The organism is Rhodococcus sp. EPR-147 (assembly GCF_001647185.1).
Taxonomy (GTDB): Bacteria; Actinomycetota; Actinomycetes; order Mycobacteriales; family Mycobacteriaceae; genus Rhodococcoides.
Map to the genome: position 1 here is coordinate 1 of NZ_LVCU01000137.1, position 20,840 is coordinate 20,840.

The 20,840-nt window shown below is 65.4% G+C and carries 18 protein-coding genes and 1 tRNA gene; 8 read left to right on the plus strand and 11 right to left on the minus strand.

What is annotated here, in order from left to right; all coding sequences use genetic code 11:
• Window positions 1–82: 82 nt before the first annotated feature.
• From rho to argS, 6 genes are all read right to left on the minus strand, one after another.
• On the minus strand, window positions 83–2,329 hold the full coding sequence (gene rho, locus A2J02_RS06510) for a transcription termination factor Rho (protein ID WP_373454781.1): 2,247 nt from the start codon (window positions 2,327–2,329) through the stop codon (window positions 83–85).
• Between the two features lie 188 nt (window positions 2,330–2,517).
• Entirely contained in the window at window positions 2,518–3,450 is a 933-nt protein-coding gene (thrB, locus tag A2J02_RS06515) for a homoserine kinase (RefSeq protein ID WP_068048282.1), read from the minus strand.
• A gap of 19 nt (window positions 3,451–3,469) precedes the next feature.
• Complete coding sequence (thrC, locus tag A2J02_RS06520; RefSeq protein WP_027497914.1) at window positions 3,470–4,537, minus strand: threonine synthase; 1,068 nt, start codon at window positions 4,535–4,537, stop codon at window positions 3,470–3,472.
• The gene (locus A2J02_RS06525; RefSeq protein ID WP_068048287.1) at window positions 4,534–5,835 is read right to left on the minus strand and encodes a homoserine dehydrogenase; all 1,302 of its coding nucleotides are present in this window, start codon (window positions 5,833–5,835) and stop codon (window positions 4,534–4,536) included. Before A2J02_RS06525 ends, thrC begins: the two co-directional genes overlap by 4 nt.
• Entirely contained in the window at window positions 5,832–7,253 is a 1,422-nt protein-coding gene (gene lysA / locus A2J02_RS06530; protein ID WP_068048290.1) for a diaminopimelate decarboxylase, read from the minus strand. Before lysA ends, A2J02_RS06525 begins: the two co-directional genes overlap by 4 nt.
• Window positions 7,250–8,902 (minus strand): arginine--tRNA ligase, encoded by a 1,653-nt coding sequence (argS, locus tag A2J02_RS06535; protein WP_068048294.1) that lies wholly within the window; start codon window positions 8,900–8,902, stop codon window positions 7,250–7,252. Before argS ends, lysA begins: the two co-directional genes overlap by 4 nt.
• 231 nt (window positions 8,903–9,133) lie before the next feature.
• Here argS and A2J02_RS06540 point away from each other — a divergent pair, with 231 nt between their 5' ends.
• The 8 genes from A2J02_RS06540 to A2J02_RS06575 all read left to right on the plus strand — a co-directional run bounded on the left by A2J02_RS06540 (window position 9,134) and on the right by A2J02_RS06575 (window position 15,338).
• Entirely contained in the window at window positions 9,134–10,015 is an 882-nt protein-coding gene (locus tag A2J02_RS06540; protein WP_068048298.1) for a DUF3105 domain-containing protein, read from the plus strand.
• Window positions 10,015–10,737 (plus strand): DUF305 domain-containing protein, encoded by a 723-nt coding sequence (locus A2J02_RS06545; RefSeq protein ID WP_068048301.1) that lies wholly within the window; start codon window positions 10,015–10,017, stop codon window positions 10,735–10,737. Before A2J02_RS06540 ends, A2J02_RS06545 begins: the two co-directional genes overlap by 1 nt.
• A 68-nt stretch (window positions 10,738–10,805) precedes the next feature.
• Window positions 10,806–10,878, plus strand: a tRNA-Arg gene (locus A2J02_RS06550).
• Between the two features lie 60 nt (window positions 10,879–10,938).
• On the plus strand, window positions 10,939–11,823 hold the full coding sequence (locus A2J02_RS06555; protein WP_068048304.1) for a hypothetical protein: 885 nt from the start codon (window positions 10,939–10,941) through the stop codon (window positions 11,821–11,823).
• A 14-nt stretch (window positions 11,824–11,837) separates the two neighbouring features.
• The gene (locus A2J02_RS06560; RefSeq protein ID WP_068048307.1) at window positions 11,838–12,425 is read left to right on the plus strand and encodes a class I SAM-dependent DNA methyltransferase; all 588 of its coding nucleotides are present in this window, start codon (window positions 11,838–11,840) and stop codon (window positions 12,423–12,425) included.
• Between the two features lie 73 nt (window positions 12,426–12,498).
• A complete protein-coding gene (locus A2J02_RS06565) occupies window positions 12,499–13,842 on the plus strand; it encodes a DUF2254 domain-containing protein (RefSeq protein WP_068048310.1) in 1,344 nt (447 codons plus the stop codon).
• 35 nt (window positions 13,843–13,877) lie between these two features.
• Window positions 13,878–14,411: a MarR family winged helix-turn-helix transcriptional regulator gene (locus A2J02_RS06570; RefSeq protein WP_068048377.1), complete on the plus strand. Its 534-nt coding sequence runs from the start codon at window positions 13,878–13,880 to the stop codon at window positions 14,409–14,411.
• 102 nt (window positions 14,412–14,513) lie between these two features.
• Entirely contained in the window at window positions 14,514–15,338 is an 825-nt protein-coding gene (locus A2J02_RS06575; RefSeq protein WP_068048313.1) for a hypothetical protein, read from the plus strand.
• 44 nt (window positions 15,339–15,382) lie between these two features.
• Here A2J02_RS06575 and A2J02_RS06580 read toward each other — a convergent pair whose 3' ends face one another.
• Genes A2J02_RS06580 through A2J02_RS06600 form a run of 5 tightly spaced genes read right to left on the minus strand, consistent with a single transcriptional unit; the run spans window position 15,383 to window position 20,771 of the window.
• The gene (locus tag A2J02_RS06580) at window positions 15,383–16,159 is read right to left on the minus strand and encodes an enoyl-CoA hydratase (protein ID WP_068048315.1); all 777 of its coding nucleotides are present in this window, start codon (window positions 16,157–16,159) and stop codon (window positions 15,383–15,385) included.
• Entirely contained in the window at window positions 16,156–17,064 is a 909-nt protein-coding gene (gene mmsB / locus A2J02_RS06585) for a 3-hydroxyisobutyrate dehydrogenase (RefSeq protein ID WP_068048317.1), read from the minus strand. The genes A2J02_RS06580 and mmsB overlap by 4 nt, the downstream gene beginning before the upstream one ends.
• Window positions 17,061–18,119: an enoyl-CoA hydratase/isomerase family protein gene (locus tag A2J02_RS06590; protein WP_068048321.1), complete on the minus strand. Its 1,059-nt coding sequence runs from the start codon at window positions 18,117–18,119 to the stop codon at window positions 17,061–17,063. Before A2J02_RS06590 ends, mmsB begins: the two co-directional genes overlap by 4 nt.
• Window positions 18,116–19,255: an isobutyryl-CoA dehydrogenase gene (locus A2J02_RS06595; protein WP_068048324.1), complete on the minus strand. Its 1,140-nt coding sequence runs from the start codon at window positions 19,253–19,255 to the stop codon at window positions 18,116–18,118. The genes A2J02_RS06590 and A2J02_RS06595 overlap by 4 nt, the downstream gene beginning before the upstream one ends.
• Before the next feature lie 7 nt (window positions 19,256–19,262).
• A complete protein-coding gene (locus tag A2J02_RS06600) occupies window positions 19,263–20,771 on the minus strand; it encodes a CoA-acylating methylmalonate-semialdehyde dehydrogenase (protein WP_068048327.1) in 1,509 nt (502 codons plus the stop codon).
• Between the last annotated feature and the right edge of the window lie 69 nt (window positions 20,772–20,840).

Here is a 20,840-nt window from a genome sequence, read left to right on the forward strand (position 1 = left end):
CCGGTACTTCTGTGCCGACAGATGCTTACAACGCGCGCACCTGTCGGCTTGTTCCCCGGACGAAAGATCCGGGAAACAATTGTCAGTCGTTCGCCCCGCCCGGCGCAGTCTTGGAGACTTCCATCAGGAACTCGAGGTTGTTCTTGCTCTTCTTCAGACGGTCGACCAGCAGGTCGATGGCCTGATGCGAGTCCAGTCCGGACAGCACGCGCCGCAGCTTGTGTACGACGGCGGCCTCGTCGGGAGCAAGGAGCAACTCGTCGTGGCGGGTGCTCGACGGGTTGATGTCCACTGCCGGGAACACGCGGCGTTCGGCGATCTTGCGATCGAGCTTGAGCTCGGCGTTGCCGGTGCCCTTGAACTCCTCGAAGATCACGGTGTCACCGGTGGATCCGGTCTCGACCATGGCCGTGGCGATGATCGTCAACGAACCACCGTGCTCGATGTTGCGAGCCGCGCCGAGGAACCGCTTCGGCGGGTACAGCGCGGTCGAGTCGACACCACCGGACAGGATTCGGCCCGATGCGGGCGAGCTGTTGTTGTACGCACGTCCCAGACGGGTGATCGAGTCGAGCAGAACCACCACGTCCTGGCCGGCTTCGACCAGACGCTTGGCCCGTTCGATCGCCAGCTCGGCCACCGCGGTGTGGTCGCCCGGCGGCCGGTCGAACGTCGACGCGATGACCTCGCCCTTGACGGAGCGCTGCATGTCCGTCACTTCCTCGGGACGCTCGTCGACGAGGATGACCATCAGGTAGCACTCGGGATTGTTGATGGCGATCGCGTTGGCGATGGCCTGCAGGACGCTCGTCTTACCTGCCTTGGGCGGGCTGACGATGAGTGCGCGCTGACCCTTGCCGATCGGCATCACCAGGTCGATGATGCGCGTGGTCAGGATGTTCTGCTGAGTCTCGAGACGCAACCGCTGATTGGGGTACAGCGGGGTGAGCTTGCCGAACTCCGGACGCTTGCGCGCGGCCTCGACCTCTCCCCCGTTGACGGTGTCCAGACGCACGAGCGGGTTGAACTTCTGCCGCTGGCTGGACTGCTCGCCTTCGCGTGCCACCCGAACCGCACCGGTCACCGCGTCGCCGCGGCGAAGGCCGTTCTTGCGAACCAGGTTCATCGACACGTAGACGTCATTGGGTCCGGCGAGGTAGCCGGAGGTACGGACGAACGCGTAGTTGTCGAGAACATCGAGGATGCCGGCTACCGGCTGAAGAACATCGTCCTCGCGAATCTCGGTATCGCGCTCGCGGCCACCGCCACCGTCGTTGCCTTCCCCACGGTCGCGTCCGCGACGGCGCTCACGGAACCGACGTCCCCGACGTCCGCGCCCTTCGCCGTCGTCGTCCTGGTTGTTGTCGCGGTTGTCGCGGGGACCGTTGTTGCGATCCTCGTTGCGGTTGTCGTTGCGACCGTCGCCCTGGTTGCGATTGCGTCCGCCCTGATTACGACCACCGCCGTCGCGGTTGTCGCGGTCACCCTGATTGCGGTTTCCATTGTCCCGGTTTCCGTTGTCACGGTTGCCGTTCTCGCGGTTGGAGCCGTCCCGGTCCCCTTGATTGCGGCTTCCGGAGTCGCGGTTCGCGTTGTCGCGGTTGCCGTCGGCGTCACGGGGTTCGCGTTCCGACCCGTCCTGGCGGTTGCGGTCGCCGCGACTACGGCGTGGGCGCTCGGTCGCGGCGCTGTCGCCGGTCTCGTCCGGCTTCTCCGCCTGCGGCGCGACTGCGGGTGAATCGGTCGCCGCGGGAGCGGATCCGGCCGAATCGTTGCTGTCGTCGAGTGGGAGCTGTTCGGGAGCACCGGCTCGCCGACCTGCGGCACGACGTCCGCGTGTTCGGCGGCCCGTCTCGGGAGCGGCATCGGCAGAGTCGCCCGATTGCGTCGCCGGCGCGTCCGAGGACGGCGCTTCTGGAGCCGACTGCTTCGGTGCCGCCTCGGCTGCAGGCCGATCTTCGACGACCGGCGCGGATGCAGCAGCGCGACGCGACTTGGGTGCGTCGGATTTCGGTGCGTCCGTCTTGGCCGGTGCGCTGCCCGATTGCCGCTCGGAAATCGCAGCGATCAGATCGCCCTTGCGCATCCCGGAAACGCTCTTGATACCGAGTTCACCAGCGAGGCTGCGGAGCTCGGTGAGAACCATTCCGGACAGGCCAGCACGTCGGCGTGACGTTTCGGGCGCAGAGATAAGTTCCGTATCGGTCACGGAGGTCCTTTCCTTCCCTCGCTCGCTCGATGCGCAGCCGAGGGTTCGTTCCGCAGTTCGGCGTTCTGCCGAGCTCGGATATTGCCGTTCATGTTCGACGCACCCCGTCGACGACACCATCGATCCGGACCGCAGAGAACTACGGGAAGGATCGAGTCAGGAGCGTCACATCACTCGGACGTTTGAATCCCCCGAATGCAGCGACCTGAATGCCCTGACGAAACCGGCGTCTGAAGCGCACGATGTACGGACAGGGTTCACCATAGCGCCGTTGTCCCCACTCGGCAAGAACCCTACTGCCGCGTCTGTCACGCGACGGTGACTCCGTCGGCCACGTCCAGGTCGAGCACCCGCCACCCCTCGGCCGATGCGGCCTCGCGCAGATCGGCCGGAAACTCCTCGGTGCACAGCGCCATGACCGTCGGGCCCGCACCGGACACCACGGCCGCGATGGACCGCGCGCGCAAGGTGGTGATCCAGCGAGTGGTGTCGGGTAACGCCTGAGCGCGCTGACCTTGATGCAACAGGTCCTCCGTCGCCGACATCAGCAGATCCGGGCGCTCGGTCAGCGCCACCACCGCGAGGGCACTACGGCTGACGTTGAAGGCCGCATCACGGTGGGGCACCAACTCGGGCAACAATCCCCGCGTGTGCGACGTCGACGAGCGTTCGGACGGTACGAGCACGACGACCTTGATGCTCGGGTGCACCTCCAGCCGCACGGCTGCATACTTCCGCGCCGTGACACTGGCATTGGGCGGTTCGCTCCACGACACCACCGCACCGCCGAGGCAACTCGCCGACGCATTGTCGGGATGACCCTCGAATTCCGATGACAGCTGGACCAGCTGACCCTCCGACAGCGCGAGCGAGCGATCCACTTTCGCGGCCAGTGCGTTGGCGGCAGCGAGGCCCCCGACCACAGCCGACGCCGAGGAACCGAGCCCCCTTGAGTGCGGAATCACGTTGCGGCAGTGGACATCCAAGCCGTCGGCCCACACTCCGGCAGCTTCGAGACCCCGCTCGATGGCGCGTACGACCAGATGCGTCGGTCCCCACGGCACGTCCGCCGAACCCTCACCGTCGACGTGAATCCGCAGTCCCGACGCGGTGGTCGTCACCTCGATCTCGTCGTACAGCCCCAAAGCGATTCCGAGACTGTCGAATCCGGGTCCGATGTTGGCACTGGACGCCGGGACGCGCGCGGTGACCGTGAGCCCGATGGGAAGTGTCGTCGTCATGGCCGGAGATTCCGTCAACTCAGGCCAGCTCGAGCGCAGCCGCGACAGCGACGGGATCGACCGAAATGGGTTCTACGACAGGCATTCCCGACAGCGCCGTATCGGGATCCTTGAGGCCGTTTCCGGTGACCGTGCACACGACGGTCAGGCCCGGTTCGAGCCAGCCTTCCTTTCGAGCTGCGAGCAGCCCGGCGACACTGGCGGCGGAGGCGGGCTCGACGAACACGCCCTCGGTCTTGGCGATCAATCGGTACGCCTCGAGGATCTCCTCGTCGGTCGCTGCGCGGAATGCTCCGTTCGATTCTTCCTTGGCGTTGACGGCGCCGTTCCAGGATGCGGGCGAGCCGATCCGGATCGCGGTGGCGATGGTTTCCGGATCCTTCACCGGCGCACCGTGAACCAGCGGAGCAGCGCCCGCGGCCTGGACTCCGAGCATCCGCGGCTTGCGCGTGGTCAGACCGTCACGGAAGTACTCCGAGTAACCGCGCCAGTACGCGGTGATGTTGCCTGCGTTGCCGACCGGCAGTGCGTGGATGTCCGGTGCGTCGCCGAGGGCGTCGCAGATCTCGAAGGCCGCGGTCTTCTGGCCTTCGATGCGGACGGGGTTGACGGAGTTGACCAGACCGATGGTCGGAAACTCGGCCGTGGTCTTGCGGGCCAGTTCGAGGCAATCGTCGAAGTTGCCCTGCACCTGAATGATCTTGGCTCCGTGCATGACTGCCTGCGCGAGCTTGCCCATGGCGATCTTGCCCTGCGGAACCAAGACGGCACAGCTCATTCCGGCCTTGGCCGCGTAGGCAGCTGCGGAGGCCGAGGTGTTGCCGGTCGAGGCGCAGAGAACGGCCTCCTGACCTCGGGCGAGCGCGTCGGTGACGGCCATGGTCATCCCGCGGTCCTTGAAGGAGCCGGTGGGGTTGAGTCCCTCGACCTTGAGATGCACTGTGCACCCGGTCAGTTCGGACAGGTGCCCGGCCGGCAACAGCGGGGTGCCGCCCTCGCGCAGCGTGACGGTCTTCCAATCCGGGCCGATCGCCAGACGCGAACGGTATGCCTCGATCAGACCGGGCCAGGGGGTGTGGACGCTCATACGGTGGTGCCTTCCAATCGGAGAACGCTGGCGACGTGAACGACGACGTCGAGCTGCTCGAGGGATGCAACGGTGTCGGACAGTGCGGAGTCGGCCGCGAGGTGCGTGACGACGACGAGCCTGGCTCCGTCACCCGAGCCCTGCTGACGCACCGTGGAGATGCTGACGTCACGCTTGGAGAACTCGGCCGCCACGGTGGCGAGAACGCCTGGCTTGTCGGCAACCTGCATGCTGACGTAGTAGCGAGTGAGGATGTCACCCATGGGGGCCACCTTGAGCTTGGCGTACTTGGATTCGAGTGGACCCCGTCCGCCGTAGAACTTGTTGCGAGCGGCCATCACCAGGTCGCCGAGTACTGCGGACGCGGTCGGCGCGCCGCCTGCACCCTGGCCGTAGAACATCAGGCGGCCTGCGGCCTCTGCTTCGACGACCACGGCGTTGAACGCACCGTTCACCGACGCCAACGGGTGGTTCAGCGGAACGAGCGCCGGGTAGACCCGAGCGGAGATTCGCTCCTTGCCCTTGGGCGTGACGATCCGCTCGCAGATGGCCAGCAGCTTGATGGTGCAGTCCAGGGATTTCGCGGTTTCGAGATCGTCCGAGGTGATCTTGCTGATGCCCTCGCGGTAGACGTCACCGGCAGTGACCCGCGTGTGGAATGCGATGGACGCCAGGATGGCGGCCTTCGATGCAGCGTCGTAGCCTTCGACGTCGGCGGTCGGGTCGGCCTCGGCGTAGCCCAGACGCCCTGCCTCGGCGAGGGTTTCGGCGTAGTCCGCGCCCGTCTCGTCCATGGCCGAGAGGATGAAGTTCGTGGTGCCGTTGACGATGCCGGCAACCTTGTTCACACGGTCACCCGCGAGAGACTGCATCAGCGGGCGGACGACGGGAATGGCTCCGGCCACGGCGGCCTCGAAATACAGGTCGGCACGTGACTTCTCGGCCGCGTCGGCCAGTTCCCCGGTGTACTCGGCCAGCAGGGCCTTGTTCGCCGTGATGACGGACTTGCCCTTCTCCAGGGCAGAGAGCACCAGCTTGCGGGGAATGTCGATGCCGCCGAGAACCTCGACGACGATGTCGACGTCGTCGCGGCCCACGAGCTCGGCGGGATCGTCGGTGAGCAGCTCGGCCGGAACTCCACGATCGCCGTCGACCCGACGCACCGCGATGCCCCGAATCTCCAGTGGCGCACCGACTCTCGCCTCGAAGTCGTCAGCGTTCTCGGTGAGGATCCGAACGACCTCGCGGCCGACGTTTCCGAGTCCGAGTACGGCGACGCCTATCGGCTTCGATGTCATGGCTGAACCTCCAAGCTGAGCAGATCTTCGATGGTTTCCCGCCGCAGGATCAGGCGCGAGTGCCCGTCCTTGACCGCAACCACAGCGGGCCGCGTCAGCAGGTTGTAGCGACTGGACATGGAGTAGCAGTAGGCCCCTGTGGCCGCTACCGCGAGCAAGTCACCCGGCCCGACGTCTGCCGGCATCCATGTGTTCTTGATGACGATGTCGCCGCTCTCGCAATGCTTTCCGACCACCCGAGCCACGACGGCCTCGGCATCGCTCGTGCGAGAGACCAGCCGACAGTCGTATTCGGCCTGATACAGCGAGGTTCTGATGTTGTCGCTCATGCCGCCGTCGACGCTGATGTAACGCCTACGCGTCGACTTGTCGACGGTGACATCCTTGATCGTGCCGACCTCGTACAGCGTGACGGTGCCCGGTCCGGCGATGGCGCGGCCCGGCTCGACGGCAATCGTCGGGACCGGTAGACCCACTGCAGTGGACTCGGTCTCCACGATGGTGGTCAACTTCGCCGCGAGCTGCTCCACCGGCGGCGGATCGTCACTCGGCACGTACGAAATACCCATGCCGCCACCGAGAGCCAGAGTCGAGATCTGCGCGGTCTTGTCGACGCCGAACTCCGAGACGATGTCTCGCAGCAGACCGATGACCTTGTGCGCTGCCAACTCGAAGCCGTCGACCTCGAATATCTGCGAACCGATGTGACTGTGCAGTCCGACGAGGCGAAGGTTGTCGGCAGCGAACACGCGCCGGACGGCGTCGAGCGCAGAGCCGTCGGCGAGCGAGAATCCGAACTTCTGATCCTCGTGCGCGGTGGCGATGAACTCGTGGGTATGCGCCTCGACACCGACGGTGATGCGAATGAGAACGTCCTGCACCACACCGGCCGCACCGGCGACGCCGTCGAGACGGTCGATCTCGATGTTGGAGTCGAGCACCACATGTTCGACGCCTGCGCGCACGCCCGCCTCGAGCTCGGCGACCGATTTGTTGTTGCCGTGCATGGCAATTCGGTCGGCCGGGAATCCGGCAGCCAACGCGATGGCCAACTCGCCTCCGGAACAGATGTCGAGAGAGAGCCCTTCGTCGGCCACCCAGCGTGCGATCTCTCCGCACAGGAAAGCCTTGGAGGCGTAGTGAACTCGTTCGGGCGCCCCGAAAGCGGCGGCCATCTCACGGCAGCGCGAACGGAAGTCGTCCTCGTCGACGACGAACAACGGTGTGCCGTACTGCTCCGCGAGATCGGTGACCGACACTCCGGCGAGCCGGACGGTTCCGTCCTCACCGCGCTCGGCGTTGCGGGGCCACACCTGCTCGGGCAGCGTCGTCATCTCCGACGCGTCGGCCGGGCGATGGGACATCGACTCCTTCGCGGGGGCGTCGGCATGCTTGGGTCCTGCCGGATGTGCGCTCACATGCGCTCCGGTGCGCTGACCCCGAGCAGTTCGAGGCCGTTGGCCAGGACCTGCCGGGTCGCGTTCCCCAACGCCAGTCGTGCGGTGTTCACAGGTCCGGGCTCCTCGTCTCCTTGTGGAAGTACTCGACACGCACCGTAGAAACGGTGGTAGGCACCCGCCAGCTCTTCGAGGTAGCGGGCGATCCGGTGTGGTTCGCGTAGTTCGGCGGCGCTGGCCACCACTCGCGGGTACTCGCCGATCGTCCTGATCAGCTCGCCTTCCTGCTCGTGGGTGAGCAGGCTCAGATCCGGTTGCTGCGCGCTGATTCCCAGTTCGGCGGCATTGCGCGCGAGTGAGGCCAGGCGGGCGTGGGCGTACTGGACGTAGTACACCGGGTTCTCGTTGCTGGCGCTCGCCCACAGGGCGAGGTCGATGTCGATGCTGGAGTCGACGGACGACCGGATCATGACGTACCGGGAGGCGTCGACGCCGATGGCTTCGACCAGGTCGTCGAGGGTGATGACGGTTCCGGCACGCTTGCTCATCTTCACGGCCACACCGTCGCGCACCAGGTTGACCATCTGGCCGATCAGTACCTCGACGGTCGCGGGGTCGTCTCCGAACGCAGCTGCGGCCGCCTTGAGGCGTCCGATGTATCCGTGGTGGTCCGCTCCGAGCATGTAGATGCACAGATCGAAACCGCGCTGCCGCTTGTTCTGGAAGTAGGCGATGTCGCCGGCGATGTAGGCGGCGTTGCCGTCGCTCTTGATGACGACACGATCCTTGTCGTCGCCGTACTCGGTGGACCGTAGCCACCAGGCACCGTCCTCCTCGTAGAGGCTCCCCGAGCTCTTGAGGTACTCGACCGACTTCTCGACCTCACCTGAGTCGAACAGCGAATTCTCGTGGAAGTAGACATCGAAGTCGACACCGAACTCGTGCAGATTGGCCTTGATCCGGTCGAACATCAGCTGGGTGCCGATCGCTCGGAACGTCTCTTCCTGGGCCTCGGGTGCCAGCGCGAGCGCTTCCGGCTCCTGCACCAGCACCTGCTCCGCGATCTCGGCGATGTACTCGCCTGCGTAGCCGTTCTCCGGAGCGGGTTCGCCCTTGGCCGCGGCGATCAGCGACCGGCTGAATCGGGCGATCTGTGCGCCGTGATCGTTGAAGTAGTACTCGCGAGTGACCTCGGCCCCGTGGGCGGTCAGGATCCGACCGAGTGCATCGCCGACGGCTGCCCACCGGGTACCGCCGAGGTGCACCGGACCGGTCGGGTTGGCCGAGACGAACTCGAGATTGACCTTCTTGCCCGTCATCGAGGAACCGCTGCCGAAGGCCGCGCCTTCGGCGAGCACGCGGGCAACGATTTCGCCCTGCGCTGCAGCGGCCAACCTGATGTTCAGGAACCCGGGACCTGCGACGTCGGCGCTGTCGATCGCGGCCTCGGCCGCGAGAGCCTCGGCGAGCCAGCCGGCGAAGTCGCGGGGGTTGGCTCCGGCCTTCTTCGCGACCTGGAGTGCCACGTTGGTCGCGTAGTCGCCGTGCTCGGGATTGCGAGGACGCTCGACGGTCAGCTTCGCAGGGAGGACTGATGCATCCAGGCCGCGGTCGGCAAGCACCTTCGCGGCGGTCGCGTGAAGCAATTCGGCAAGATCGGCGGGAGTCACAGGTAGCTATCCTATTGGCTGGTGCGCGGCGTCCTCGCATCCACTGCCCGTCTGCCGGCGAGCAACCTCGGCCTGCGCGGTCCGCGCAGGCTCTGAGCACGCTCTCAGGCAGAGAACGTACAGTGAGGGCGCTCTGCGCTGATGGTCATCGGACGATGCTGTCACCAGCAGATACGCATCACCAGCGCAACCGAACACCACCTTTCCACGACTGAGAGAGCAACTACAGCGATGCCAACGGGTCCCGACAAAGGCAGTCAGAACAAGTCGGCTGCGAAGGCAGACAAAGCCATCAATGCAGCCAACAAGAAGTCAGCTCGCAAGAAGAAGGGCGGCGTGCCCACCGCGACGGGCAGGCAGATTCCCTGGCTGACGGTTGCCGGTGTCGTTGTCGTCGTCGGTCTCGTTGCGGGCCTCGGGATCAATCTGTATCCGAAGTACCAGGACCGCGCCGAGGCGCAGAAGTTCGCGCCGAGCGAGGCCAATCAGGATCCGTCGACCGGCATCGAGGGTGTCGCGATCCAGGAGTACCCCGCGGCTCTGCACGTCGGGCGCACGCAGCGGGTCGCCTACGACCAGTCGCCGCCGTTCGGTGGACCGCACGATGCCGTGTGGGCCACCTGCACGGGAATCGTGTACCCCGAGGCCATTCGCACCGAGAATGCCGTGCACTCGCTCGAGCACGGTGCCGTCTGGGTCACCTACAACCCCGACGATCTGAACGAGGACCAGGTCCAGTCGCTGGCCGATCGCGTCGACGGTGAAACGCAGATGATGATGTCGCCGTACCCCGGCCTCGATTCCCCGGTCTCGCTGCAGTCCTGGGGCCACCAGCTCAAGTTGGACAGCGTGGACGACGAACGCATCGGCCAGTTCATCTCCGCCCTGCGCCTCAACCGTTTCGCCTACCCCGAGGTCGGCGCCAGCTGCGCATCGGTCCCGGGAACCGGTGACAACGCATTCGATCCGGACAACCCACCCCTGTTCGACGCCTCTGCACCCGGCGCGGACGCGGTACCGATGGACGGTGCCGGCATCACCCCCGATGCAAGCGAGACCGGCGGCACCGGCGGAGTTCAGCTGCCGAGCGATCTTCAGGTCCCCACCAACTGATGACCGAGCCGACGACAACCGACAGCGCGGACGCCACCGCGTCCGCCACCAAGCCGAGCCAGCGCACCGCGCTGGTGGCGCTGGCGCTGATCGCCGTGCTGGCGATCGGTTTCGCGCTGGGCTTTCTGGTGCAGAGTCCGTTCCGGGACGACGACACCGCACCTGCTGCGGACTCGGTGGACGTCGGCTTCGCGCAGGACATGACCGTGCACCACAACCAGGCGATCGAGATGGCGGCGGTGGCGCTGACCAACGCGCCGGATCAGGCAGTCAAGAGCCTGGCGTTCGACATGCTCACCTCGCAGCAGAACCAGGTGGGACAGATGCAGGGCTGGTTGGCCCTGTGGGACCGAGCACCGATCTCGACCGACGGCTACATGAACTGGATGGCCGAGGACGACTCTCACGGTCACTCGATGGGCGGAATGTCCATGGATCCCGGGTCCTCGGATCCCACCAGGGCCATGCCGGGCATGGCCAGTTCCGCTGAGCTCGCCGCTCTTCGCCAGGCCACCGGCTCGGATGTCGACGTGATGTTCCTGCAACTCATGCTGCGCCACCACGAGGGCGGCCTGGCGATGATGGAGTACGCGCAGACTCACGCGCAGTCACCGGCGGTGATCAATCTGGCGAACTCCATGGTCGCCACCCAGACCAGCGAGTCGACGCTGATGAAGCAGATGCTCGCCGAGAAGGGTGCGCAGCCGCTGCCCGAGGGGTGATTTCGGCTCGGGTCGCGGATGCGCTAGTCTTTCGTACAGCCCAACAGGCACACCGGTTCGTCCGGTGCGCCCCCGTAGCTCAGGGGATAGAGCGTTCGCCTCCGGAGCGAAAGGCCGCAGGTTCGAATCCTGCCGGGGGCACACATCTTTCACGCACGTCACCGTCGTACGGTGGCTGCTCGAACGAGACGGTGGACTTCGATGTCCGAGAATCTCCCCCGAGTCGAGACCGTCGTCGACGACCTGTACTCACTCCCTCCCGCTGATTTCGTCTCGCATCGTGCGGCATACGTCACCCGGTTCAAGAAGGCCGGCGACAAAGCCGGTGCCACCCGCATCGGCGCCCTGCGCAAACCCACTCTCGTGGCGTGGTTGGTGAACACACTCGCTCGCCGAGACGAATCGGCCCTGGCGGAACTGTTCGATCTGGGTGAGCAACTCGAACGAGCACAGCAGTGCGGCGACGGCCCCCGACTGCGTGAATTGTCCACTGCCCGAAGCACTTCGATACGTGCACTGACCGACCGAGCAGTCGCGCTCGGACGCGACCTCGGGGCGACCGTCGGCGACAACGCAGCCCGCGAGATCTCCAACACCCTGAACGCGGCGATGGCCGACGCCGAGATACGCGACCGCGTCCGCAAAGGCAGAACCGTGGTGGCCGAAACGTACAGCGGCTTCGGGCCTGCGCTGCTGTCGATCGTTCCGGACTCTCCCGACGATGACGACGCCGCCGAGGACGACCCGGTTTCTCCCGAGGTCGAGGACGACCGGCATAAAACCGACGAAGCCGAACGAAACCGACTGCTCGCCGAACTCGAGTCGGCCGAATCCGATCTCGATACCGCGCGAACCGAAGTCGACGAAGCCCAAGCGGACACCGAACGAAAAGCGTCCGAACTGCACAGCGCTGCAGAAGAAGTCGAGCGAATCGAGGCCGAGCTGGAGGCCGCCGGAGCCCGAGAGCAGGCTGCACGAGAAGCACACGAGGCCAGCGTCGTACAGGCGGAGTCGACGGCGGCGGCACTAGACGCGGCCCGCATCCGCGTGGCCGAAGCCCGGTCGGCCCTCGACTCCCTGACCTGACCTACCCTGGCGGGGTGACCACACGCTGGCAAGCCGAGAACTCCGCAGACGATTCCGCGCGCTACATCGAGCGATTCGACCGCCTGGCCGAACGCGGCGTGGATCTGCACGGCGAGGCCCGCATGGTCGACGCGGTGGTCTCCCCCGCGTCGAGCATTCTCGATGCCGGATGCGGGACCGGCCGACTCGGTGTCGAGTTGGACCGCCGCGGACACCGTGTGACCGCAGTGGATCTCGATCCCGTTCTGGCCGAGGCCGCGCGAGCACACCCCGAACTCGACGTTCATGTCGCCGATCTGACGACGCTCGATCTGGGCCGGACGTTCGACGCGGCCGTCGCAGCGGGCAACGTACTCGTCTTCATGAAGCCCGGTACCGAACGCACTGCGCTCCAACGCATCTGGGCACACCTGACCGAAGGCGGAGTGTTCGTCACCGGATTCGCCACCGATAGGGAGTACACCGTGGACATGCTCGACGAGGATCTGGCGGCGGTCGGTTTCGTCCTCGAGCACCGATTCGCGACGTGGGATCTCCGGCCCTGGCGGACGGACGCCGACTGGGCCGTCACCGTGGCACGAAAGCCGGCCCTGCTGGCCTGACACGGCATCGATCGGAGCGACGGGATTCGAATACCGAGGGTTGATTCGGACGCCTACGGGAAGACTGTGCGTCATGAAGGAACACATGGCGAAGCTGCGGGAATCGTTCTGGTTCATTCCCGCCGTCCTCGGGGTCGTCGCACTCGTGCTCGCGCAGGCTCTGGTGAGTCTCGATCGCTATCTGCTCGATACCCGGGTGGATCTGACGGGCTCGCTGCTCTACCACGTGGGTGCCAGCGGCAGCCGAGACATCCTCGGTGCCATCGGCGGGTCCATGCTCGGCGTGGCTGCGACGTCGTTCTCCATCACCATCTCCGTCCTCGCCACCGCCAGTTCCTCGTACGGCCCCCGCCTGGTGCGCAACTTCATGGCCGATCGCGGCAATCAGGTGGTGCTCGGCATCTTCGGTGCCACGTTCCTGTACTCGCTGATGGTGCTGCGGTCGATTCGCTCGATCGAATCCGACGGCTCGGTCTTCGTGCCGGACATCGCCGTCAACGTTGCCGTCGCACTCGCGGTGGTCGACGTGGGTGTGCTCGTCTACTTCATTCATCACATCGCACAGTCGATCCAGGTGGCGACGCTGTCCGGCCGCGTCCGCGACGAACTGTCGGAGTCCGTCGACGCGCTCTACCCACCCGAACAACCCGCCGATGCAGCGTCGGCAGAGGGCATCGTCAAGCCGCCCGTCTCCACGACGGTGCTGGCCGAGGAGTCCGGGGTGATCATCGACATCGACGAAGACGCAGTGCTGAACATCGCTGGCGACACCGACACCGTGATCGATGTTCATCGAGTGCCCGGTGAACACGTCGTCGCCGGTGAACCGCTCGCCGATGTTCTGGCCGATCGATCGGCGAACATCTCCACCGACGCGGTCGGACGGGTTCGAGGGTCGTTCGCCATCGGCACCAGTCGAACACCGCGGCACGACATCGCTTTCGCCGTCGAGCAGATGACCGAAATGGCTGTGCGCGCCCTGTCGACGGGCGTCAACGACCCGTACACGGCACGCAACGCCATCGACGATCTCACGGTCGGACTGGTCGCGGTCGTCCAGCGTCCCAGGCCCTCCCGTGCTCGGTGCGGCTCCGACGGCACCGTGCGGGTGATCACCCGCCGCGTCGCGGTTCCGTCACTGATCGACCATGCCCTCGATGCGGTGCGGATCTACGGCACCGGCAGCCCCATGGTGGTGCAGGCCGGAATTCGCCTCGCCGAGCGAGTGGGTCGGGCGGCACAGGATTCCGAGAACGTCGACGCCGTACTGACTCAACTGGTCTTGCTGGACCGCGCGTTGGCCTCCGGCGACACCGATACCGCCCGCACAGCCGAAGCCCGCGAGCAGATCTCGCTTGCCCGCGCCGCGATCACGGATCGAGTTCCGCTCGCAGTACCTCGCGTCGTCATTCGGTAGACGCCGGAACCGGACACCGTGGGAGGATGGTCGGTATGCCAGCACCGTCTCCGCTTCCCCTCGATCCCATTGCAGAGGCACACCGCCAGTGGACCAAACACGGATGGTCCGACGCCGCCGACGGTATGGCCGCAGTGACCTCGTTGATGCGCGCGCAGCAGATCATGCTCGCCCGGGTCGAGGAAGCGTTGAAGCCGACGGGACTGACCTTTTCGCGCTACGAGCTGCTGACGTTGTTGACCTTCACCAAGAACGGGGCTCTGCCGATGGCGAAGGCGAGCGCACGTCTGCAGGTGCATCCCACGAGCGTGACCAACGCTGTCGATCGTCTCGAGTCCGTGGGATACGTTCGACGCATCCCACATCCGAGCGATCGGCGCACCACACTGGTCGAAATCACCGAGCAGGGACGCACTTTGGCCGTCGAGGCCACAGAGCGCTTGAACTCACTGGTGTTCGCACGCCCCGGACTGGCACGGGACAAATTACTGGCGCTCGTTCGGATCTTGGCGGAACTCCGTTCGGATGCAGGCGATTTCGACAGTGAAAACATCACTACATCGTTCTGAGTTCGATCGTGACTCGTCACAAGACAATGGCACACCCGTACCGTTCGTGGTGCAATTGCTCCAGGAACAGGTCGGAGCCGATCTGCTGAAGGGCGGGGCGGGGTGCTGGTTTTGGGGGTCGGGGCGGGTGCGCACGGCGCACGCGCAATTCTGACGTATCTGGACAGCCCCCACCGCACACCCATCGTGTCCAGGACGGTGCGCCGAGCCCCGGGTCAGTCGCTGTCCACCACGATCGCCACCGGCGTCGACGCCATCCACTCCATCGCCGCGACGATGTCGCTCCCGGTTCAGTTCTCCGCCATCGCCTATCGGGTTGCCACCGATCCCGGCTCGGTCGCCACCAGCGGTACGGCGCGCACGGCCTCGCTCGTTCCGGAAACCGCTGCGCAGGTGCGCTATCTGCGTTTCATCGGGCTGGTGCCCAATCACGGCGTCACCGTGTTGTGCGATATCGGAAGCACCGGAACCACTGTCACCGTCATCGACCTCGCGTCCACTCGCACCCTCATGACGCGGCGAACGGCCACGTTCTGCGGCGACGATCTCGATCACTCGGTTCGGCGGCTGCTCTCGTCCAACGGTGTTCGCATCGGAATCGACGCCAGCCGGTCCATCAAGGAGCAACTGAGCGTCGACTCCGTCGTCAGCACCACCGATCCATCCGGTGCGGCGCGGCATGTGCTGACCCGACGCGACTTCGACGATCTGATCGCCGGACCGGTGCGGTACGCGGGCATGTTGGTGGAGCAGACCATCGAATTGTCCGGTGCCAGACCGCAGTCCATCGTCGTGGTGGGCGGCGGCGCGAACATCACCTCGATCGCGCGGTCGCTCGAGTTGCGAACCGGCCTGACGACGCTGGTGCCATCGATGCCGGAGTTGGTCTCGGCCCGCGGGGCCGCCCTCCTGTCACCCGACAGGTAGGGCGGGCCCGGGAGTGGAGCCTGCGGAACGACCCCGAAGGTCAGCTACCGATGCTGGAAGTTCGGCGTTCGCTTCTCGATGAAGGCCGACATGCCTTCCTTCTGGTCCTCGGTGGCGAAGGTCGAGTGAAACACGCGGCGCTCGAACAGAACACCCTCGCGAAGGCTCGACTCGAACGATCGGTTCACTGCTTCCTTGGCCATCATGGCGACCGGGAGCGACATCTCGGCGATGGTGGTGGCGGTCGCGACGGCGTCGTCGAGGAGATCCGCGACCGGCACGATGCGCGAGACCAGCCCTGCTCGCTCGGCTTCCTCGACCTTCATGTTGCGACCGGTCAAGCACATCTCCATGGCCTTGGCCTTGCCCACTGCACGCGTCAGGCGCTGCGACCCACCGATTCCCGGAATGACGCCGAGCTTGATCTCGGGTTGCCCGAATACCGCGGTGTCCGAGGCGATCAGAACGTCGCACAGCATCGCGAGTTCGCACCCGCCGCCGAGCGCGTAACCGGACACCGCCGCGATCAACGGCGTTCGAGCAGATGCCAATCGGTCCCATGCGGCGAAGAAGTCGTCGAGATACACGTCCATGTAGGACTTGGGCTGCATCTCCTTGATGTCGGCCCCGGCCGCGAAGGCCCGCTCGGAACCGGTGATGAGAATTGCACCGATGTCGGAGTCCGCGTCGAGCTCCTCGACCACCGCGACGACCTCGCGCATCAACTGAGAATTGAGTGCGTTCAACGCCTTGGGACGGTTGAGCGTGATGATGCCGACGCGTCCCCGACGTTCGAGCAGAATCGTCTCGTAGTCACTCACAGGTCTGCTCCGTTCGAGCGCTCGCGGATGTCGTTGATGATGCCGGAGAAGTCGACATCGGTGCCGCCCCCGGTTGTTTCCTTGAAGCGAGCGTACAACTCGGCCGCCCGTAGGCCCAGAACACCCTCGACACCGTTGTCGCGCAGTGCATTGGCGGCCAGGCCCAGATCCTTGTCCATGAGCGCCGCCGCAAAGCCGGGCTTATACTCGTTGTTGGCGGGGCTCGTCGGTACGGGACCGGGCACCGGGCAATTGGTCGTCAGCGCCCAGCATTGACCGGACGCAGTCGAGGCCACGTCGAACAACGCCTGGTTGCTCAAGCCGAGTTTTTCCCCCAACACGAACGCCTCGCTGATGGCGATCATCGACACTCCGAGAATCATGTTGTTGCAGATCTTGGCGGCCTGGCCGTTGCCCGCTGCGCCGCAGTGCACCACCTTGCGACCCATGACGTCGAGAACTGCTGCAGCAGAAGCGAAGTCCTCTTCGGATCCGCCCACCATGAATGTCAACGTTCCCGCAGCCGCTCCCCCGACACCACCGGAGACCGGTGCGTCCAGACTGCGGTGGCCAGCCTCGTGCACCAGCTTGTGCGCGGTGTGTGCGTCTGCGACGTCGATGGTCGAGGAGTCGATGAACAACGTGCCCGGCGCGGCAGCAGGCAGCAGGTCCGCGTACAACCCGAGTACCAGTTTGCCGTTGGGCAGCATCGTGATGACGATGTCGGCATCGGTGACGGCGGCCACGGCCGATTCGACCACGGTGACGCCGTCCTTCGTGGCCTGCTCGAGCGCGGCGGGCACCAGATCGAAACCCTGCACCGTGTAGCCCGCCGCAGCCAGATTGGCGGCCATCGGTCCACCCATGTGGCCGAGGCCGATGAAGCCGATCGTCTTCTCGCTCATGACTGCTCACCTTCTGTGTGTGCGTTCGACAGGCCCAGTTCCGCGTCCCCGAGAGGTGCGAAGTACCGATCGACGTCCTCGGGCGTGACGTCTGCCGACGTACGCGGTTGCCATTGCGGGTTGCGGTCCTTCTCGACCACCTGTGCTCGAATTCCTTCGACGAGGTCGTGACTGCTCAGGGATGCGACCGACACGCGGTACTCCTCGTCGAGCACTGCTTCCAGCGTCGGCAGCGTGGCTGCCCGGCGCAGCGACCTCAGCGTCACGGCCAGCGACACAGGCGATTTGGACGCGATGTCCTCCGCGGACTTCTGCGCCTCCGGCACCGTGCTGGCTGCCAGAGCGTCGACGATGGCCTGAACGTCGTCGCCGGCGTAGCACTCGTCGATCCATCCCTGCTGACGGGCAATCGTGGACTCCGGTGCCGGCTCGCTGAACGTCGCGACCGCCTCTCCGACGCTGACCGTCTCGAGTGCCGAGTAGAAGTCTTCCAGCTTGTCGGACGGGATGTAGTGATCGGCGAAACCGACTGCGATGGCGTCGCCGGCATTCATCCGCGCCGTGGTGAGCGCGAAGTGGGTGCCGATCTCGCCCGGAGCACGCGAAAGTAGGTACGTACCACCCACATCCGGAACGAAACCGATTCCGACCTCCGGCATCGCGATCCTCGATCGCTCGGTGACGATGCGAGTGTTGGCATGTGCCGAGAGCCCGACGCCTCCGCCCATGACGATGCCGTCCATGATGGCGACGAACGGCTTGGGGAATCGAGCGATCGCGGCGTTGAGGATGTACTCCTCGCGCCAGAATTCCTTGCTGCCGCTGCCACCGTCCTTGGCGTCGTGGTAGATGGAGACGATGTCTCCGCCTGCGCACAGTCCGCGCTCACCGGCTCCGGTCAGAAGGACGACGTCGACAGCGTCGTCGGTTGCCCACTGCGCCAACGCCGGCGCGATCTCACGCACCATCGCATGATCGAGCGCATTGATCGCTTTGGGGCGGTTCAGGGTGATCCGACCGATTCCGCCGGAGACCTCGAGGATGACGTCACTCATGCGGCACCCACGATCGAACGTGCGACAACCACTCGCATGATCTCGTTGGTCCCTTCCAGAATCTGGTGCACTCGAAGGTCACGAACGATCTTCTCGACGCCGTATTCGCTGAGGTAGCCGTACCCACCCAGCAGCTGCAATGCGCCGTTGGCGACCTCGAAACCGGTGTCGGTTCCGAAACGCTTCGCCATCGCGCACATCTCGACCTTGTCCGCAGCGTCGTTCTGCAACGCGTCCGCGGCCCGCCACAGCAGCGTGCGGGCGGCTTCGAGTTCGGTCTTGAAATCGGCCAGTCGGAACTGGAGCGCCTGTGCATCGAGCAACCGTGCCCCGAACGCCTTGCGCTCGGCCAGGTACGCAACGGCCTTGTCGAGAGCGGACTGCGCTCCGCCGATCGAGCACGCGGCGATGTTGATGCGTCCGCCGTTGAGTCCGTTCATGGCGATACGGAACCCGTCGCCCTCGTTGCCGAGCAGATTCTCGGCCGGAATGCGGACTCCTTCGAGAACGACCTGCCGAGTGGGCTGAGCGTTCCACCCCATCTTCTTCTCGTTGGCTCCGAAGGAGAGGCCCGCCGAATCCTTCGGCACGATGAACGCGGAGATGCCACGAGGGCCCGGAGCACCGGTACGCGCCATGACGACGTACACCTCGGAAGTGCCTGCGCCGGAGATGAATTGCTTGACACCGTCCAAGACGTATTCGTCACCGTCGCGCACCGCCTTGGTGCCGAGCATCGCGGCATCCGATCCCGCGCCTGGCTCGGTGAGGCAATAGCTGCCCAGCTGATCCATCGTGCACAGGCCCGGCAGCCAACGCTGCCTCTGCTCGTCGGTTCCGTAGGTGTCGATCATCCAGGCGACCATGTTGTGAATGGAGATGTATGCCGCGATGGACGGGTCACCGGTGGCCAGCTGCTCGAAGATCCGCACCGAATCGACTCTGGTCAGACCCGATCCGCCCACGTCCTCGCGAATGTAGATGCCGCCCATACCCAGTCCCGCTGCCTTGCGCAGTACGTCCACGGGGAAATGCTTGCTCTGGTCCCACTCGACCGCGTTCGGGGCCAGAAACTCGTCGGCGAATTCACGAGCGGTGTCGTTGATCGCCCGCTCGTCCTCGTTCAATGTGAACATCGCCGAATCAGTCCATGTTCGGAATGACGAAGTGATTCTGTGCCGCAGCCTCTTTGGTGCCCGACGGCCAGCGCTGCGTGACGGTCTTGGTCTTGGTGTAGAAGCGGATCGAATCGGGTCCGTGCTGGTTCAGATCACCGAATCCCGAGCGCTTCCAACCGCCGAACGTGTGGTACGCGATCGGTACCGGAATCGGCACGTTGACCCCGACCATTCCCACCTGGACGCGGGAGCAGAAATCGCGTGCAGTGTCGCCGTCGCGGGTGAAGATGGACACGCCGTTGCCGTATTCGTGCTCGGTGGGCAGACGCAGCGCATCCTCGTAGTCTTTTGCGCGCACGACGATCAGGACGGGCCCGAAGATCTCTTCCTTGTAGATCCGCATGTCGGTCGTCACTCTGTCGAACAGTGTTGCGCCCGCGAAGAACCCACCCTCGTGGCCTTCGAGGCTGAAACCGCGCCCGTCGACGACCAACTCGGCACCCTCGTCGACACCGATCTGGGTGTAGTCGTTGACCCGCTTCAACGCATCGCTACCCACGAGCGGGCCGAAATCCGCGTCCTCGTCGTCGGAGCGACCGATCTTCAGCTTCGCAACCCGCTCGGTGAGCTTGGCGACGAGCGCATCCGCGGTCTCTTCACCCACCGGAACCGCGACGGAAATGGCCATGCAACGCTCGCCCGCGGAACCGTAGGCGGCACCGAGAAGGGCGTCGGCGACCTCGTCGAGATCGGCGTCGGGCATCACCAGGGCGTGGTTCTTGGCTCCACCGAAGCACTGTGCACGCTTGCCGTGCTTCGCTGCGGTCTCGTAGATGTACTGCGCGATGGGAGTCGAGCCGACGAACCCGATCGCCTTGACGCGGTCGTCGGTGAGCAGCACGTCGACGGCGGTCTTGTCACCGTTGACGACGTTGAACACACCCGGCGGCAGTCCTGCTTCGAGGAAGAGTTCGGCGAGCTTGAGCGGGACGGACGGGTCGCGCTCGGAGGGCTTGAGGATGAATGCGTTTCCGCAGGCGATGGCCGGGCCGGCCTTCCACAGGGGAATCATCGCGGGGAAGTTGAAGGGGGTGATTCCGGCTACGACGCCGAGCGGCTGACGCATCGAGTAGACGTCGATTCCGCCGCCTGCACCCTCGGTGTACTCGCCCTTGAGCAGATGCGGAACGCCGACGGCGAACTCCACGACCTCGACGCCGCGTTGGATGTCGCCCTTGGCGTCGGCAATCGTCTTGCCGTGCTCGGAGGACAGCAGGCGGGCCAGTTCCTCGGTGTCGCGAGTGACGAGCTGCAGGAACTTCATCAGGACTCGCGCTCGGCGCTGCGGGTTCCACTTGGCCCATTCACGTTGGGCCTGTTCGGCATCGGCGATGACGGCCTCGACCTCGGATACGTCGGCCAGGGGAACACGGGCCTGAACCTCGCCGGTGTTGGGGTCGAACACGTCCCCGAAGTTTCCGGAGGTGCCGGCGACGTGCTTGCCGCCGATGAAGTGCGTGAGTTCGCGAGCCATGGAGTTTGTCCGTCCTCGAGCGTGGAAAGTGAAGTACGCCCATCCTATAGTCGGATGTCCACGTAAGTC

Bases quoted from the DNA above. Each gene is read 5' to 3' on its own strand.
- A2J02_RS06525 (WP_068048287.1), bottom strand. From the start codon at position 5,835: ATGACATCGAAGCCGATAGGCGTCGCCGTACTCGGACTCGGAAACGTC.
- A2J02_RS06595 (WP_068048324.1), bottom strand. From the start codon at position 19,255: ATGTTCACATTGAACGAGGACGAGCGGGCGATCAACGACACCGCTCGT.
- A2J02_RS06570 (WP_068048377.1), top strand. From the start codon at position 13,878: ATGCCAGCACCGTCTCCGCTTCCCCTCGATCCCATTGCAGAGGCACAC.
- rho (WP_373454781.1), bottom strand. From the start codon at position 2,329: ATGGTGTCGTCGACGGGGTGCGTCGAACATGAACGGCAATATCCGAGC.
- A2J02_RS06590 (WP_068048321.1), bottom strand. From the start codon at position 18,119: ATGAGTGACGTCATCCTCGAGGTCTCCGGCGGAATCGGTCGGATCACC.
- A2J02_RS06555 (WP_068048304.1), top strand. From the start codon at position 10,939: ATGTCCGAGAATCTCCCCCGAGTCGAGACCGTCGTCGACGACCTGTAC.
- thrB (WP_068048282.1), bottom strand. From the start codon at position 3,450: ATGACGACGACACTTCCCATCGGGCTCACGGTCACCGCGCGCGTCCCG.
- A2J02_RS06600 (WP_068048327.1), bottom strand. From the start codon at position 20,771: ATGGCTCGCGAACTCACGCACTTCATCGGCGGCAAGCACGTCGCCGGC.
- thrC (WP_027497914.1), bottom strand. From the start codon at position 4,537: ATGAGCGTCCACACCCCCTGGCCCGGTCTGATCGAGGCATACCGTTCG.
- A2J02_RS06540 (WP_068048298.1), top strand. From the start codon at position 9,134: ATGCCAACGGGTCCCGACAAAGGCAGTCAGAACAAGTCGGCTGCGAAG.
- mmsB (WP_068048317.1), bottom strand. From the start codon at position 17,064: ATGAGCGAGAAGACGATCGGCTTCATCGGCCTCGGCCACATGGGTGGA.
- A2J02_RS06545 (WP_068048301.1), top strand. From the start codon at position 10,015: ATGACCGAGCCGACGACAACCGACAGCGCGGACGCCACCGCGTCCGCC.
- A2J02_RS06565 (WP_068048310.1), top strand. From the start codon at position 12,499: ATGAAGGAACACATGGCGAAGCTGCGGGAATCGTTCTGGTTCATTCCC.